This is a genomic window from Paenibacillus apii, assembly GCF_011043685.1.
In the GTDB taxonomy this organism is placed as follows: Bacteria; Bacillota; Bacilli; order Paenibacillales; family Paenibacillaceae; genus Paenibacillus_AQ; species Paenibacillus_AQ sabinae.
Genome location: NZ_JAAKGU010000010.1, coordinates 47,179 through 62,580 on the forward strand (window position 1 = coordinate 47,179; position 15,402 = coordinate 62,580).

15 protein-coding genes and 1 other RNA gene are annotated in these 15,402 nt (G+C 52.5%); 5 read left to right on the plus strand and 11 right to left on the minus strand.

What is annotated here, in order from left to right; all coding sequences use genetic code 11:
- Nucleotides 1–111: 111 nt before the first annotated feature.
- Complete coding sequence (locus G5B47_RS19075; RefSeq protein ID WP_165101455.1) at nucleotides 112–1,407, minus strand: DNA polymerase IV; 1,296 nt, start codon at nucleotides 1,405–1,407, stop codon at nucleotides 112–114.
- 443 nt (nucleotides 1,408–1,850) lie between these two features.
- Here G5B47_RS19075 and cimA point away from each other — a divergent pair, with 443 nt between their 5' ends.
- Nucleotides 1,851–3,470: a citramalate synthase gene (gene cimA, locus G5B47_RS19080; RefSeq protein WP_165101458.1), complete on the plus strand. Its 1,620-nt coding sequence runs from the start codon at nucleotides 1,851–1,853 to the stop codon at nucleotides 3,468–3,470.
- A gap of 105 nt (nucleotides 3,471–3,575) precedes the next feature.
- On the opposite strand, the gene G5B47_RS19085 is transcribed toward cimA, so the two are convergent.
- Nucleotides 3,576–4,190 carry a TlpA family protein disulfide reductase gene (locus G5B47_RS19085; protein ID WP_165101461.1) on the minus strand — a complete coding sequence of 205 codons (615 nt, stop codon included), beginning with the start codon at nucleotides 4,188–4,190 and terminating at the stop codon, nucleotides 3,576–3,578.
- A gap of 126 nt (nucleotides 4,191–4,316) precedes the next feature.
- Here G5B47_RS19085 and G5B47_RS19090 point away from each other — a divergent pair, with 126 nt between their 5' ends.
- A complete protein-coding gene (locus G5B47_RS19090) occupies nucleotides 4,317–4,793 on the plus strand; it encodes a Mov34/MPN/PAD-1 family protein (RefSeq protein WP_165101464.1) in 477 nt (158 codons plus the stop codon).
- On the opposite strand, the gene G5B47_RS19095 is transcribed toward G5B47_RS19090, so the two are convergent.
- The 3 genes from G5B47_RS19095 to G5B47_RS19105 are packed head-to-tail and all read right to left on the minus strand — an operon-like array spanning nucleotide 4,775 to nucleotide 8,016.
- The gene (locus tag G5B47_RS19095; RefSeq protein ID WP_165101467.1) at nucleotides 4,775–5,524 is read right to left on the minus strand and encodes an exonuclease domain-containing protein; all 750 of its coding nucleotides are present in this window, start codon (nucleotides 5,522–5,524) and stop codon (nucleotides 4,775–4,777) included. The genes G5B47_RS19090 and G5B47_RS19095 overlap by 19 nt on opposite strands.
- Nucleotides 5,521–6,600 carry a DUF294 nucleotidyltransferase-like domain-containing protein gene (locus G5B47_RS19100; RefSeq protein ID WP_328804586.1) on the minus strand — a complete coding sequence of 360 codons (1,080 nt, stop codon included), beginning with the start codon at nucleotides 6,598–6,600 and terminating at the stop codon, nucleotides 5,521–5,523. Before G5B47_RS19100 ends, G5B47_RS19095 begins: the two co-directional genes overlap by 4 nt.
- 30 nt (nucleotides 6,601–6,630) lie before the next feature.
- Nucleotides 6,631–8,016, minus strand: coding sequence for an ammonium transporter (locus G5B47_RS19105; protein ID WP_165101470.1), 1,386 nt, complete (start codon nucleotides 8,014–8,016; stop codon nucleotides 6,631–6,633).
- A gap of 283 nt (nucleotides 8,017–8,299) precedes the next feature.
- Between G5B47_RS19105 and G5B47_RS19110 the strand changes: the two genes are divergently transcribed.
- Nucleotides 8,300–8,731: a MerR family transcriptional regulator gene (locus G5B47_RS19110; RefSeq protein WP_165101473.1), complete on the plus strand. Its 432-nt coding sequence runs from the start codon at nucleotides 8,300–8,302 to the stop codon at nucleotides 8,729–8,731.
- A 24-nt stretch (nucleotides 8,732–8,755) separates the two neighbouring features.
- Nucleotides 8,756–9,430 carry a zinc metallopeptidase gene (locus tag G5B47_RS19115; protein WP_025334429.1) on the plus strand — a complete coding sequence of 225 codons (675 nt, stop codon included), beginning with the start codon at nucleotides 8,756–8,758 and terminating at the stop codon, nucleotides 9,428–9,430.
- A gap of 48 nt (nucleotides 9,431–9,478) precedes the next feature.
- Here the strand turns inward: G5B47_RS19115 and G5B47_RS19120 are convergent, their stop codons facing one another.
- Both G5B47_RS19120 and G5B47_RS19125 read right to left on the minus strand, forming a co-directional pair.
- On the minus strand, nucleotides 9,479–10,393 hold the full coding sequence (locus G5B47_RS19120; RefSeq protein ID WP_165101475.1) for a LysR family transcriptional regulator: 915 nt from the start codon (nucleotides 10,391–10,393) through the stop codon (nucleotides 9,479–9,481).
- Nucleotides 10,394–10,438: 45 nt separating this feature from the next.
- Nucleotides 10,439–11,068, minus strand: a complete 630-nt coding sequence (locus tag G5B47_RS19125) for a rhomboid family intramembrane serine protease (RefSeq protein WP_165101477.1) — start codon at nucleotides 11,066–11,068, stop codon at nucleotides 10,439–10,441.
- Nucleotides 11,069–11,194: 126 nt separating this feature from the next.
- Here G5B47_RS19125 and tpx point away from each other — a divergent pair, with 126 nt between their 5' ends.
- On the plus strand, nucleotides 11,195–11,713 hold the full coding sequence (gene tpx / locus G5B47_RS19130; RefSeq protein WP_165101480.1) for a thiol peroxidase: 519 nt from the start codon (nucleotides 11,195–11,197) through the stop codon (nucleotides 11,711–11,713).
- Between the two features lie 177 nt (nucleotides 11,714–11,890).
- Here tpx and G5B47_RS19135 read toward each other — a convergent pair whose 3' ends face one another.
- The 4 genes from G5B47_RS19135 to G5B47_RS19150 form a co-directional block, all read right to left on the minus strand.
- Complete coding sequence (locus G5B47_RS19135; protein ID WP_165101484.1) at nucleotides 11,891–12,280, minus strand: DUF1499 domain-containing protein; 390 nt, start codon at nucleotides 12,278–12,280, stop codon at nucleotides 11,891–11,893.
- Between the two features lie 152 nt (nucleotides 12,281–12,432).
- A non-coding RNA gene (gene ssrS, locus G5B47_RS19140) (6S RNA) lies at nucleotides 12,433–12,625 on the minus strand.
- A gap of 102 nt (nucleotides 12,626–12,727) precedes the next feature.
- A complete protein-coding gene (locus G5B47_RS19145; RefSeq protein WP_165101486.1) occupies nucleotides 12,728–13,561 on the minus strand; it encodes a YesL family protein in 834 nt (277 codons plus the stop codon).
- Nucleotides 13,562–13,790: 229 nt separating this feature from the next.
- Nucleotides 13,791–15,398, minus strand: coding sequence for a DEAD/DEAH box helicase (locus tag G5B47_RS19150; protein ID WP_165101489.1), 1,608 nt, complete (start codon nucleotides 15,396–15,398; stop codon nucleotides 13,791–13,793).
- Nucleotides 15,399–15,402: the final 4 nt, after the last annotated feature.

Below are 15,402 nucleotides of genomic sequence, written 5' to 3' on the forward strand. Positions count from 1 at the left end.
CGATTGTCGTTCCTTGTGGACGAGTTGTCGTTTCTTCTTGTCATATTAATATAAAAAGGCGGCAATTTCAATCGTATCCCCGCGCTTTTATCATTTCCGCCATGAATTCCGTCACTCTTCATCCTGAGAAGGCCGCCGCAGTTGATCCTTCTGCAGCGAGGTCCCGCGTGCCTTGTGGTTCCTCAGAAGAGCCGTATGCGGGTCACCTAACATTCCGGCCGTCAGCACGGCGTTCTCGCCAAATTTGTTGCGCAGCATATCCATTACCTGGTTCAGCGATTCCTTTTTCGGCTGGCGCTCGTAATCGAACAAATCAAGCTGGATGGCGGAATTCTCCTTCGGAGTTAGGCTGTGCAGCGTCACCCCAAGCAGGCGGATCGGTTTTTCCTCGTTCCAATGTCTCTGAAACAGCCCGCAGGCCGCCTTATATATTTCCTCTGCCGTTTCGGACGGAGCCTCCAGCTGCCGCGAGCGGGTGATGGTCTTCATATCCGGAGTTCGCACGGTAAGCTGAACGCCGCCGGCAACAAGCTTCTGTCTTCGCAGCCTTCTTGCCACCTGGTCGCTCAAGGCGAGCAGCACCGGTCTCGCTTCGGCAATCCCCTGGATGTCGCCGGGAAGCGTCGTCGTGTGCCCGATCGATTTGCTCTGCTCGCGCTCCGGATTCACGGGAGAATCGTCGATTCCGTTCGCAGCGCGTTTGAGCCAGTTCCCCATGACGCCAAACACGTCGGCCAGCATCCCTTCATCCGCATCGGCCAGCTGTCCGATGCTGTAGATGCCGAGCTTTTTCAGCTTCTCCGCCGTCTTGCCGCCGATCCCGAACATTTCGCCGCAAGGCTTGTCCCACAGTATCTTCGGCACATCCCTCAGCCTTAGAATCGAAATGCCATTCGGCTTCTTGAGATCCGAGGCCATCTTGGCCAGCAGCTTGTTCGGCGCGATTCCGATGGAGCAGGGCAGCCCAAGCTCCTCCTTGATTCTGCGCTGAATCTCCTCCGCGATCTCGGGCGGTGTGCCGAACTGGCGCGAGCCGGTTATGTCGAGGTAGCACTCGTCGATCGATACCGCCTCCAGCATCGGCGTATAGCTGTAGGCAATTTGCATGAATGCGGCGGAATAGCGCCGGTAGAGATGAAAATCCGGTTTGATGACAATCAGCTCGGGGCATATTCTTAAAGCTTTCTGCACCTGCATTCCTGTCGATATCCCCCGCCGTCTTGCCGGGTACGAGCAGGTGACGATAATTCCTTTGCGCAGCTCCACGCTTCCGGCTACTGCGGTCGGTTTGCCTTTATAAGCTTCCGGATTCTCCGCCTCATGAACGGAACAGTAGAACGCATTCATATCGACATGCAAAATGACCCGGCCGAGCGCGGGATAATACCGGTCCACATTTTCGCTCATGCTCGTCCCTCTTCCTTCATCTAATACGGATGATTCTCACATTCCCCTGATGATTTTTAGCATACCGCTCCCCGCGCGGCAGGTCAATCGGGAGAACGTGGACGCGCCAATTTCGAGGACTCTGCATTTTAGCGTGTCAGCGCCGGAATTTTCCGCTCTATTTTCGATGGAAATGTATTATAATTGTGTAGGTTCTCTGTTACATTCCCGCGCAAAAATGCTATAATATAAAAATTCATCCTTGCTTTTCTCGCTTTATACCGCTGGTTTACGTTGCGGGTCAAGCTGATTAGGCTAATAAAACCAAGTTCATGCTTCGTAGCCAGTTTTGCGGAGCAGATTCAAGAAGCTTATGCTATCAAAACTAAGTCCATGCTTCCGTAGCCAGTTTTGCGGAGCAGATTCAAGAAGCTTATGCTATCAAAACTTTTAGGAGGACGCACATGTCTAAGTCCATATCCATCTTCGATACAACGCTGCGCGACGGCACCCAAGGCGAAGGTATCAGTCTGTCGGCGGACGACAAGCTGAAAATCGCCAAGAAACTTGACGATCTGGGTGTGCACTACATTGAAGGTGGCATTCCTGGAAGCAACATGAAGGATATCGAATTTTTTAAAAGAGTAAAAGATCTTAACCTGCGCGCCAAAGTTACCGCATTCGGCAGTACGCGCCGCAAAAACTCCCAAGCGGATCAAGATGACAATCTTCAGCGCATACTGGATGCAGGCGTACCCGCGGCCACGCTGGTCGGCAAATCATGGGATTTCCATGTGCATACCGCGCTGCAAACGACCCTTGAGGAAAATCTCGCCATGATCGGCGATTCCATCGCTTATTTAAAAAGCAAAGGGCTTGAGGTCATTTTTGACGCCGAGCACTTTTTCGACGGATATAAAAATAATCCCGATTACGCCGCGGCGGTCATGTCGCGGGCACTTGAAGCCGGAGCCGATTGGCTCGTCATGTGCGATACGAATGGCGGGACGCTGCCGCATGAGATCCGGGACATCGTCACCTCATTAGGTCTTCATCTGCCCGGAGCGCCGCTCGGCATCCATACCCACAACGACTGCGAGCTTGCTGTCGCCAACGCGCTCAGCGCCATTGAGGCCGGCGTCCGCCATGTGCAGGGAACGATCAACGGGTACGGCGAACGCTGCGGCAACGCCAACCTGTGTTCCATCATTCCGACGCTTCAACTGAAGATGGGATACAGCTGCATTCCAGGCGATTCTTTGCCGCATCTCACAAATACGGCTCGCTATGTAAGTGAAGTCGCTAACGTCAACATGCCGGTTAACCAGCCATATGTCGGAAGCGCGGCGTTTGCGCATAAAGGCGGTATTCACGTCTCCGCCATCCTGCGCGATTCCCGCACCTACGAGCATATTTCTCCCGAACTGGTCGGCAACAAGCAGCGGGTACTTGTCTCCGAACTGGCCGGCCAGAGCAACGTGCTGTCCAAAGCCCAGGATATGGGTCTGAGTCTTGACCCGAGCAGCGAGCAGGCGCGTAAAGTGATCGACAAGATCAAGGACCTGGAACATCAAGGCTACCAGTTCGAAGGCGCCGACGCTTCGCTGGAGCTGCTGCTTCGTGAAGCAACGGGCGAGATGAACGAGCTGTTTACTTTCGAATCGTTCAAAATGCTCGTTGAGAAATCGGCCGGCAAACCGGTCGTCTCGGAAGCATTCGTCAAGCTTAAGGTTGGAAACGAAACGCTGTACACTGCCGGGGAAGGCAATGGTCCGGTCAACGCTCTCGACAATGCGCTGCGCAAAGCGCTTCTGGCTCACTTCCCGCAGCTCAAGGAAATGCACCTGTCCGATTATAAGGTGCGGGTACTCGACGAAAAGGATCAAACCGCCGCGAAGGTACGGGTGTTGATCGAATCCAAAAATTACACCGACACCTGGAGCACCGTCGGCGTATCCGCCAACATCATCGAAGCAAGCTGGGAAGCGCTGGTCGACAGTATGCGCTACGCGCTGCTCGGTCAAATGTCGCCTGAGACAACCGAATTGCTGGATCTTGGCCAGTGCGGCCTCATTAATCATTAATTACGGCCGGTTTGAGCCACATGCTTCAATGCTCCGGCTGAATCCGGAACAAGAGCCGTTCCTTATGCTTATCAGCGCAGGAACGGCTCTTTTGCTGTGCTGATGTTATTCATTCTGCTCGCGGACCAGCTTCTTCAATTTCTGATCCATTTCTTCCGCGGTCAGTCCGCCAAGAATGATCTCGCTAACAATGCCGTTCTGGTCGATCAGGACATTGGTAGGGAACACGGTCCCGTAATATTTGGCGTATACCTCACCTTTAAGATCGAACATGACCGGAAACGCAAGCTTGTATTTCTTGACAAAACGCTCCGCATTAGCCTTATAATCGTAGCTGGTGACATTAATGCCGTAGATATCAAGCGTATTTCTATATTTTTCGGCTATTTTGTTCAGCTCGGGGGCCTCTTTCTGACAGGGGTCGCACCAGGAAGCCCAGAAATTAAGCAGCACGGCCTTGTCCCTTGGCCCCCCTACGGTATAAGAGGTGCCATCCTCACTCCGGATAGTGAAGGACGGCGCCAGATGACCGGCCTTGGGTCCACTCTCTGCTGGTAAAGCCTTACCGATGGCCGGGAGTGATTCCTGGGCTGCCGGCAGTGCCTTATTTTGCGGAATGTCAGCCTCGTTCTTCTTCCCGAGATGCTGCTCAAAGATAACGACTGCCGCAAGCAGCGCTATAACGGTGATTATCAGGTTTCTATGCTTTGTAAGCTTCATCGCAGCTTATCCTTTGCAAGTGGAGTGGATACCTCTTATTGTACCCCCGACCTTGCCAGTTTCAAACGGCCAAAAAAAAGAGGATTTCGTCCAGGACGAAACCCAATGAAGAGAGAGGGGTGAACAATGACAGCATTCCAGGGAAAATTACCGCCCATATGGCTGAAACCTTCCGTATACCAAGCGCTGGGGAAGCATCTGGCATCCGCTCTTCCGCACGAAGCGTGCGGCGTCCTGCTGGGTGCTGCCGCAGCGGGCGGCATGCTCATCGACAACTATGTGCCTATGCGCAACGTAGCGCCTGACCCGCTGCATACGTTCGTTCCCCATCCGGCCGACTGGATTTCGGCGCTTTACTTATCGCCGCCTCCGGTAGGCCTGTTCCACTCCCATCCGCGAACGCTCCCCATACCCTCTATAGCCGATTACGATGGGCTGAGCGGACTGGATGAGCATTTTGCGGTATATTTGATTGGCACTCCCGGCATAGAGCCAGAGCATCCCATTCATCTGAACGGTTATCACATTCAGCGCACCCGAACCGGAGATGGACCCCGTTCAATCTCTCTGATTGAATCGAAGCTTCAGGTTCTGCTTAAATAGGCATACAACTCTCCCAAAGTCTCTACCTGTTTGCGCTGGGTGATTTCGCGAAGATAGGACACCCAGAGCTTAGCCGTCATCTTCGCGTCTTCAAGCGCATGATGCCTTCCGTGAATGGGTATGCCATGAACAGCAAGCAGCTCATCAAGCGTGTAGTTGCTTCTAGAAGGCTCCAGCCAGCGCGCAAGCATCATGGTATCCAGCACACGATGCGTAAGCTGGACCTTGGACGTCTTCCACAGCGCCGCATTCAGGAAAGCTTTGTCGTGAGCGCTCGCGTGGGCGATCAGCACTCTTTTGCCTACAAAAGACATGAAGTTATGAAGTCCGTCCATCAGCGAAGGTGCCTTCCTGCACATTTCTTCGGTAATTCCCGTTAGCTCGGTAATGTTATCAGGGATGGAGGTGCTGCAATTCACAAGCGTGTAAAAGCTCTCCTCCTCCCTTATTTCATCACCGACAACCTTTATAGCTCCAAATGACAGAATTTCATCCCCATGCTGGCTGGAAAATCCCGTCGTCTCCAAATCGAACACAACCGTTTCCAGCTTGGACAGCGGCGTATGGAGCACTTCCGGACGGCGTTTCTCCCGCATCAGAGAACGGATAAAAGCCATTTGCTGCGCGGTTTGCTGCGCCGTTTCACCGCCACGAATCGAAGCGATCGCAGACGGCATTCCGCCTTGTCTAAGGTTGTTCCAAAACCCGCCGCCTTTGTTCGGCTCCTTCATAGCTGTCTCCTTTCCGCTGACCGGAGCTGGCGCTGCAGAACGCGATGAATGCGTCTTACAAGCAATAGGCTGTCCCGCAGCTCTGACATCAGCCGCCTGTCCTTCAGTTCGTTTTCAGATGCAAAATCGCTGCCCGACAAGAGACCGTCATATTCCGAGTAGGGAGTGTTGACCCTCATCTTTAGCGCCGTCAGGAACGCGCTTCGCACACCTTCGGGCAGGTGCTGGTACTCCTTGCTCAGTATTTCCAGCCTTTCTAATGTCGAGGTCTTGCGAATTCCATGCTGCAAAGCAAAATATCTTACACCGTTAACTAACGGAATGTATAGCCCATATTTGACGTCAAATCCGCCGGCATTCTCCCCGAACCGTTCGGTAAGCACCTGTCCGAGCAAATTAAGCGTCGCTTTATGACGGACAGTATTTCGCAGAACAGCCGCCCAAAGTTTGGGGTTATCGATAAACCCTTCATGATAAAAATCCAGCCACTGCTCTGAGAGGCTGCGGTCTCCCGCAACATGGCGCATATCGGAACAGATTATCAAATAGCGGATAGGTTCCCACTCAAACTGGGTTCTCCAGCCCTCAATCTGCTCCTTCCACTCCGTCAGGGTCTTACGCCACATCGGTTCGGATACCATGACCCTGCCTTCGCATTTCTCATATCCGGTATCAGCCAGCATTAAGGAAAGCCTGATCCCGAATTCTTCAAAATACTTCTCCTTCGCTTCCTCCGGTTCTCCTTCGATAATCAGCCCGTTATCCTGGTCGCTCCACAGCGTTGTTTCTTTTCTCCCTGCGCTGCCGAACACAATAAAGGAATAAGCGCAGGGAGGCGGGCCATGGCCCGCCTCAATCATCTGCGCCTCGGATAAAACAACCGCCGCTTCTGCGATAGCATCATGCATCGCATTGACACGCAGCATCCATTCCTCAATGGGGATAACATTTAACTGTTCCAGGAGAATACTTTGACAGGCGATGCGCCTTGTCTTCAGCTCCTGGGGCGAACCGGAGGTTACGATGGACTCATGAACTGCCTTATAGTCCCAATCGTCAGACTCCGTCTGGGTCACTCGGCCCGCCTCCCTGATGTAATATTCTAATTATTTCTTTTGGGATTCGGATTCCGAAATCAGCTTCATTTGCTCAGGATAACCGTAAGTGCCATGTTCGCTGATATCCAGACCCATCAATTCTTCTTCTTCCGTTACGCGAATGCCGCTTACCAGCTTCATGATGTACAGGAAGACAAAGGACAGGATAGCTACGAAGGCAAAAGTTCCGATTACGCCCAGAACTTGTACGCCCAACTGGTGTACGCCGCCGCCATAGAACAGACCGGCCTTACCGATACCTACAGTTTCAACAAGCTCAGGAGTTGCGAACAAGCCAGTGGATACCGCACCCCACATACCAGCGATGCCGTGTACGGAGAAGGCATAGATCGGATCGTCCAGACCCGCGCGTTCCAGCCACTGCGAAGTCATAAACGTAAATGCACCTGCAACAAGACCGATAACAAAGGCAGCCCAAGGTTCAACAAATGCGCAGGCGCCGGTGATAGCTACGAGAGCGGCCAGAACGCCGTTCAGCATTGCAGGAATGTCGGACTTGCCGAAGTACAGCCAGGAAGCTACCAGAGCCGCAAGGCCGCCGGCTGCTGCCGCAATGTTAGTAGTCAAGGCTACATATCCGAAGAATCCGCCCATCGGGCTCAGTGCGCTGCCTGGGTTGAAGCCGAACCAGCCGAACCACAGAATGATAACGCCGAGAACCGTGAACACTTGGTTATGTCCAGGAATAATTACCGGCTTGCCTTCTTTGTTGAATTTGCCAAGACGAGGTTTCAGCAAAATAGTCGCTACGACCGCCGCAGTTGCACCCGTAAGATGGACTACAGTCGAACCTGCATAGTCCTGCATACCCATAGTAGCCAGCCAGCCGCCGCCCCATACCCAGTGAGCGACAACCGGATAAATAAAGACGGAGAACAGAATACCGAAGATAATGTATACGCTCAGCTTCGCGCGTTCCGCCATACCGCCGGAAACGATGGCCAGCGAGACAGCAGCAAACGCCATTTGGAACAGGAATTTCACGTTCAGCGTTACATCGGAGAATGCCAGGGATTCAAAGGAAGATGCCATCGAATCGCCGCCATATCCAAAGCCCGTTGTGCCGAAGAAACTGTTGCCATTGCCGAAGCCCAGGCCAAAGCCCAGCGCCCAGAAGCAAATGCTTGCGATCGCTAGCGTCAGCACCGTCTTACCGGCTACGTGGCCTGCGTTCTTCATTCGAACGGAACCCGCTTCAAGCATCGCAAAGCCTGCTTGCATAAAGAACACCAGAATAAAAGCCAGATAAGTAAAAGCTGTGTCCAGACCGATTTGTAGGTCCGGAGCCGTAGGACCGTCAGCGGCAAAAGCGCTGACCGGGTAAATCGTCAGTGTTAGCATCGCTAACACAAAACATAACCACTTTCTTTTCATTACTCCCCACTCCCCTATGTAATATATTCTAACAAAGCGTGAAACTCTTAATGTCATTATAAGCAAAACGCATCAAAATTGACAAGAGTATTTTTCACGAAAAGAAAAATAATTTTCAGTAAATATTTAGCAGCATTAATGAAGAGTTTAACACATATATTTGATAAAAGCATGACGTTTGACTGTATGGTTTGTGATTGATATCATTATAAATGGATATAAAATCCTGACTTTTTATCGGCCAGGAAAAAAACTACATCTGCGAGGTGAACGGCATGGGGATATGAAATTGTACCGGATCGGCGAACTGGCCAAAACGGCCCGGATCAGCGAGCGAACCATCGATTATTATACCAAACTTGGACTAATCCAGCCGGAATCCAGAGGTTCGAACAATTATCGGTTGTACAACGATGAAACCTTGGGTATCCTGGAACGTATTAATCAATTGAAACAAGAAAAATATACATTGGAAGAAATCAAGTCCATGATAGCCAAGTGGAGCGCTGCGACATCCGACATCGATGTCTCCGGCAAGCTGGCGGAACTCGAGTCCCATATGCAGCAGCTTCAGCGTGAGGTCAAGGCACTTGAGCCGGCGCTGAGCAAGCTCAAGCCGGGACAGGCCAGAAGGGCATTGGCCCATCTGATCCCCCAGGGAGCCGCATGTATTGAAGCGATCCGCATTCTGCTTGCGCAGGGACCCCCAATGTAAAACAACTGATCAAAAAGTGGAGGAATGACCATGATGTACCTATTAATAATAGTTGCTTTTCTATTTTCGCTATGGGCGCAGTTCAGGGTTAAAGGAACGTTCAACAAATGGTCGGAGGTCGCGAACCTGAGCGGAATGACCGGTTACGACGCCGCAAGACGCATGCTGGATGCGAACGGCCTCTCCGATGTTCCGATTGAGCCGGTCCGAGGAGCCCTCACCGACCACTATGACCCAATTCACCGAGTGGTCCGCTTATCTGAACCTGTTTATTACGAGCGTTCCATTTCAGCGGTCTCGGTAGCCTGCCACGAGGTAGGCCACGCTATCCAGCATAAGGTACACTATCCGATGCTGGTGCTTCGCCACCGGATGTTCCCAATCGTCAATTTCGCATCCGGCGTCGCTCCGTTCATGCTGCTGGCCGGTTTCCTCTTCAGTTCGTTGAACTTGATCGGACTTGGCATCATCTTCTTCTCGGCGGCTGTTGCCTTTCAGCTTGTGACACTGCCGGTGGAATTCAATGCCAGCAACAGGGCCCGCCAAGTTATGGTCGAACAGGGCTTTATCCGGAACGAAGAAGAACGCGGAGTTGCCAAAGTTCTTAACGCCGCAGCGCTGACCTACGTTGCTGCCGCTCTCGTCTCCGTGCTCGAACTGCTCCGTTTGATTATGGTTTACACCAGCAGCCGGGATTGACCCCAGGCTGCCAAACATCTTGCGAAAAACAATATACCCCGGAAGGCTCTAGGAGCCGACCGGGGTATTATTTTGCCGCATTCTGAAATAGGTCAGCAGAAACGCGCGGAACGACCGGGCGACAAGCGGCAGCTTGCCGTCGGAACGGTAAATGAGACCGATCGTCCGCGTGACCGCAGGCTCCACCACTTTAACCTGAGCCGGCTGCAGCGCGCTTGTCTGGAACAGCGCCATTTCCGGCAGCAGGCTGACTCCCATTCCGGCGGCGACCAGGCCGCGAATCGTATCCGTCTCCCCGCCCTCGAACGCAAGCTGCGGTGTGAAGCCTGCTTTAAGGCAGGCCTGCCACACGATGGGGCGAAGCGAGTAACCCTGGCTAAACAGTACGAACGGTTCTTCCTTGAGCTGCTCCAGCCGAATCACCTTCTCCCTCGCAAGCGGATGACTAGGCGGAAGAATGGCGAACAGCTCCTCGGTCATTACCACTTCCCCTGTCAATTGATCGTCGCTGTCGGGGCAGGGCGATATGAAGGCCAGATCGACCTCACCCCCGAGCACATCCTTGATTAAAGAAGGATAGGTCCCCTGCTTGAACCGGAATTTCACATGCGGGTAATGCTGCCGGAACTCGGCGACAATCGCCGGAATCAAGTGAGTCCCTATGCTGTGCGGAAAGCCGATCCGGATTTCCCCCCGCTCCGGGTCCAGAAATTCATGGATCTCGGACACAGACCGGTCCAGATCTTTAAGAATCGACTCCACCCGCTTGCAGAACAGCTGCCCTACCGGAGTCAGCTGTAAGTTCCTACCTTTTTGCATGAACAAATCCACACCAAGCTCCTGCTCCAACAGACGAATCTGCCTGCTGACCGCCGACTGGGCCACATGCAGCTCCTCCGCCGCTCGGGTGACATGTTCTTTTTGGGCAACTTTCAAGAAGTACTGCAGTTGTCTAAGCTCCACGCCGCATCCGCCTCCGTCTTACGCTTCTTACTGCCGGGATTCTGGTCATCGCTGCCGCCTGCGGGATAACACCCGAATAATGAGGCCGTACAGGAAAAAGCCCCCGATTAAACCGCCAATATGTGCGGCCCAGTTCACATTAGGCGTTACGAACGACATTATAATCCCCATCGTCAGCAAACCATACAGCGTCCTGCGCGAGCTCTCATCCATCAACGGACGCTGGAACAGTGCGATATACAGATACGCGCCATACACGGCAAAGATCGCCCCTGAAGCGCCGACCGATACGGTTATAACTTCCCGCGGGCCGGCCCCCCATGCCGCCAGAGATAGAATATTGCCGACAACTCCGCCGATCACATAGAGCAGCGCGTAACGCCACCAGCCCATCAGCCGCTCCAGCGGCGGCGCAAACACCAGGATCGCAAAACTGTTGAACAACAGGTGGGAAAATCCGTTATGCAGAAAGATTGCGGCGACATACCGCCAAAGCTCTCCCCTGTGAGATCCGGAGTCCACCATCCCTCCGAAGCGGAACAGTGTTTCCGGATCGGTCGAACCACCGTTAAACGTCAGCACCAGGAACATTGTGATATTGGCAATCAGAATCAGGCTCGTCACGGGGTAATACTTTAGATAGCTCTTCCAGTTCTCGTACCGAATGAATATCAAGGCCTCTCCCCTCCCCCTTCTGTTTTCTTCTATGTACGTCACCGGTTGGACATGGTCTCATTAAAAAGATTATAATTTATTAGAGCAGCAACAATCCAATTTTGTTAGTTCAAGGAGGAATCAACATTGACACAAGAAAGAACCGGCGTAGCCACTCTTAAAGGAAATCCGATTACTCTTGTAGGCCCCGAGCTTAAGGTTGGAGATCAGGCCCCCGATTTTGTTCTCAGCAAAAATCTGCTCGAGGAAGTTACGCTAAAGGACTACAGCGGAAAAATAAAGCTGATCAGCGTTGTTCCTTCCCTGGATACCGGCGTATGCGACGCCCAGACCCGCCGATTTAACAGCGAGGCTGCTGAACTTGGCGATGAGGTCACCATTCTGACGGTCAGCGTCGACCTTCCGTTCGCCCAGGAGCGCTGGTGCGGCGCCGCAGGTATTGACCGCGTAATTACCCTCTCCGATTACAAAACAAACGCCTTCGGCGAAGCCTACGGCGTGCTGATCAAGGAATTCAAACTGGATATGCGCTCCATTTTTGTTCTGGATAAAGACGACAACATTACTTATGTGGAATACTTAAGCGAAATGGCGGAACATCCGAATTACGAAGCCGCAATCGCCGCGGTCAAGAGCTTGCTTTAATCAACGTAAAATATACCGGAATCTTTAAAAAAGCGGAAGAAGGCTGCACCTTCTTCCGCTTTTTCACAGCAAAAACAAGACGATTTCCTCCTCCTGCTGCGGCGAAATTCGCTTCTTCCCTAAATATAAGCGCATACAATGGAAGGTTGTTTCAGCCAAACACTGAAAAAATAGGATTCAATCTATTTTATATTTGCCGATTTTCTTATCCATCGACTCATAGAGACGTTGAATCACACGGTAATTGGCGCCCAAATCGCCGAGAGAGCCCCGGGAAGCCGAATAAATATCGACTGCGCAGCGTGTAGGCGACGTACTCAGCACGGACACGGTGATATCGAGCGTCCGGCCGAAGGCCGTTTTTTTCTCCAGGGTAATCTCCCCGACGGATTTCACCTCGTGCAGCACTTTAAAGCCAGGAATTTTCTTGAGGGTGGACGATACTTCCTCCCAACCCTTTTCTTTGGAGAGGTTATAATACCGCGTTTTTAGAGCAGGTTCTTTGGCACGATCGCTTGTCCCTTCATGGCTGCGGAACAAGCCGACCAGGTTTCTTTTTAAAGACAACGTACTTCCTCCTCATATCCCAAGTTCACTATTCCAAGTGTATCACTGTTGCTCCCGGAACAAAAGTAAAATGCTTGTTTCTCTCTACATTTCGACAAAAAAGAAAACGCCCTTCTCCCGTTAGGATAATGGCGCCTTCGTAAATGTTAAAGGAAAAACCCGCCTATGCCGTCCGGCCACAGTGTCTTCTGAACCTGCAACAGCAGGTGGGTGATCGCAGTCGCGTTTTTGAAGTCCCCATGTCATATAGACAGGGCCTTTCAGCTGCGCTCCAATATAGATCTCCCGAGACAATGTCATTGGTTCAAAACAACGAGCAGCCGATAACGTACATCGCAGGATTTGTTATTATTATATTGCGTTTTAACGAAAAAGTAAACCTTGTATGCGCTTTATTTTACATAGTGGCGAATCGGACGGACATCTCTTCTCCCCCGAAGTCCTGAACTACGGCCGGGGGCGCTCTTCATCAGACGATTCTTTGGATGCGTCGATTTTTTCCGAAAGCGGGCCGGAATCTTCCGTTTCGTCGGCTTGTTCAGCCTCGCGCTCTTCCTCTTCCCTCTGTTTCTTCTGCTCTGCCTGAAGCTGCAGCTTACTGTATGTCGCATAAAAATTAAAGAAAGCAACCATTGCGATCAGCGAAGGAATGCAAACCAGATACAGCGCAGGATATTTCAGGCCGATAAAAGCCAGCAGCACGCCTGCCACCAAAGTTGTAAACACCCGGATCGGGCGAGCAATCGTCAGCAGAATGGAATTGCTCATAACCTGCTTGAAGGTCATCTGATAGTGAACCACCACTGAGAAGAAGTTGAACATTGATACCATCACGACAATCATCAAGACCAGCATCAAAATACCAACGATTTTAAAATCCGGCATACGCGTCATGTAAATTGTCACATCAAAATACATTACGAAGAACAGCAGCGTATAGATCAGGCCGCCAAGCATGCTTTTAAGGTAGTTCTCTTTATATCCTTTAAAAAAAGTCTTGAATGTACTGACATCCGTATTGCCCATCACCCATTTGCGGACGACGGTGAACAGCGCGGACGTTGCCGGAAAAACAGTAAACGGAGCCGTTATCGCAAGCGCCCAGTTTAAGGTTACCTGCTCGCTAACTCCCCCCTGACTGGTCGCCAGCATGATGAATTTCATAAAGATAAAGAATAAGAACGGAATGGAACAGATCGTCCACAGCACATTGCTGAACGCAATGCGTGAAATCCACTCCGTAATGCGGTATAGACCGCCCATAGCACCTTTAAACTCCACTTTCCTTCCTCCTGTCTCTTCGCTACTGCGTACCTTAACTATACCTTATTTCATCCGGCTATTTCCATAGCCCATGTTCACAAGTTTAGACTGAGGTCTAAGCATCCCGGGCATAACGGCCATCCAGGCGCATGGCTTGTAAGTTCTTACTTTTTTAAAAAAAGAAGACGGAGCGCAAGGATGCGCACCGTCTTCTTTGCGGTCAGGGCTTGTCAGCCCAGATCATGACTTAAATGTCAAAGGAGTCTTCCTGCTTCGCCGTGCGGCGCTCGCCGTCCGCCGGACGCTGGGACTTGCGCTCCCCGCCGCGGTAGCTCGAGCCCTCGCGGCTGCCGTATCCGTCACGGTTGCCTTTGTAGCCGCCGCTGTTGTATCCTCCGCGGTTTCCGCCTTCGCGGTTTCCACCTTCGCGGTTCCCCCGGTATCCTCCGCCGCCGCCATAGCCGCCACGGTTGCCGCTGTAGCCGCTTGGCTTGCGTCCGCTGCGGATGTCGTTCTTGCCGCCGCGCCGTTTCACGCGGATCGGCTCTTCCGGAGTCAGTTGAATTTCGGAGTCCTTCTTCTCGCCGGTCAGCAGCTTGATTGCCGCGGACAGAAGCTGGACGGAATCGTACTGTTCAAGCATTTGAATAGCAATGCCCTTGTACTCGTTCAATTCCCCATTCTCCATCGTATCCATCAGACGCTCCGCTGTAACGCGCTGCTTGCCTTCAATGGCCTCGGCCAATGTCGGCAGCGGCTTGCGTGTGATCCGGTGGCGGGTCACACGTTCGATCAGACGAAGGTGATCGATCTCACGCGGCGTCACGAACGACCATGCGGAACCTTCTTTGCCGGCCCGTCCTGTACGGCCGATCCGGTGAACATAGCTCTCCGGGTCCTGCGGAAGGTCAAAGTTGATAACGTGCGTTACGCCCGACACGTCAAGACCGCGGGCCGCTACGTCGGTAGCAACCAGAACGTCGATGCTGCCGTCGCGGAATTTGCGCATAACCGCGTCGCGCTGGTTCTGCGACAGGTCGCCATGCAGGCCGTCCGCGGAATATCCGCGTTTTTGCAGAGCTTCCGACAGTTCGTCAACCCGGCGCTTCGTACGGCCGAACACAATCGCAAGCTCAGGCGATTCCATGTCGATCAGGCGGCTGAGCGCTTCGAACTTCTGGCGCTCCGGAACCTCGATGTAAGCCTGGTCGATCAGCGGCGCGCTGACCTGCTTCGGAATGACGGATACATGCTCGGGGTTCTTCAGGAACTGCTGGGCAAGACGCTGGATGTTCGGAGGCATCGTGGCCGAGAAGAGCATCGTCTGCCGTTCTTCCGGAACCAGCTTCAGGATGGACTGAATATCCTCCATGAAGCCCATATCCAGCATTTCGTCCGCTTCATCAAGCACGACGGTCTGTACGTCGTCCAGACGGATCGTCTTGCGGTTGATGTGATCAAGCAGACGGCCCGGCGTACCGATAATGATCTGCGGTTTCTTTTTGAGACCGCGGATCTGACGGCCGATGTCTTGTCCGCCATAAATCGGCAGGGAACGAAGCCCCTTAAAGCGGGTGAGCTTGCCGATTTCTTCGGCCACCTGAATGGCAAGTTCACGGGTCGGTGTCATAATGAGCGCAGCGATTTTTTCTTCGTCACGGGAAATTTTAGAGATTAGAGGAATTCCAAAGGCTGCCGTTTTCCCGGTACCGGTCTGAGCTTGTCCGATTAGGTCTCTTCCTGTCATCGCGATTGGGATCGACTGCGATTGAATCGGGGTCGCCTCTTCAAATCCCAGCTCTGTGATGGCTTGCAACACTTTTGGTTCCAAGTCAAATTCTGCAAATGTTTTCAAATTA

What these genes read in the sequence shown, in the direction of transcription:
- G5B47_RS19075 (WP_165101455.1), bottom strand. Translation starts at nt 1,407, where the DNA reads ATGAGCGAAAATGTGGACCGGTATTATCCCGCGCTCGGCCGGGTCATT.
- cimA (WP_165101458.1), top strand. Translation starts at nt 1,851, where the DNA reads ATGTCTAAGTCCATATCCATCTTCGATACAACGCTGCGCGACGGCACC.
- G5B47_RS19085 (WP_165101461.1), bottom strand. Translation starts at nt 4,190, where the DNA reads ATGAAGCTTACAAAGCATAGAAACCTGATAATCACCGTTATAGCGCTG.
- G5B47_RS19090 (WP_165101464.1), top strand. Translation starts at nt 4,317, where the DNA reads ATGACAGCATTCCAGGGAAAATTACCGCCCATATGGCTGAAACCTTCC.
- G5B47_RS19095 (WP_165101467.1), bottom strand. Translation starts at nt 5,524, where the DNA reads ATGAAGGAGCCGAACAAAGGCGGCGGGTTTTGGAACAACCTTAGACAA.
- G5B47_RS19105 (WP_165101470.1), bottom strand. Translation starts at nt 8,016, where the DNA reads ATGAAAAGAAAGTGGTTATGTTTTGTGTTAGCGATGCTAACACTGACG.
- G5B47_RS19110 (WP_165101473.1), top strand. Translation starts at nt 8,300, where the DNA reads ATGAAATTGTACCGGATCGGCGAACTGGCCAAAACGGCCCGGATCAGC.
- G5B47_RS19115 (WP_025334429.1), top strand. Translation starts at nt 8,756, where the DNA reads ATGACCATGATGTACCTATTAATAATAGTTGCTTTTCTATTTTCGCTA.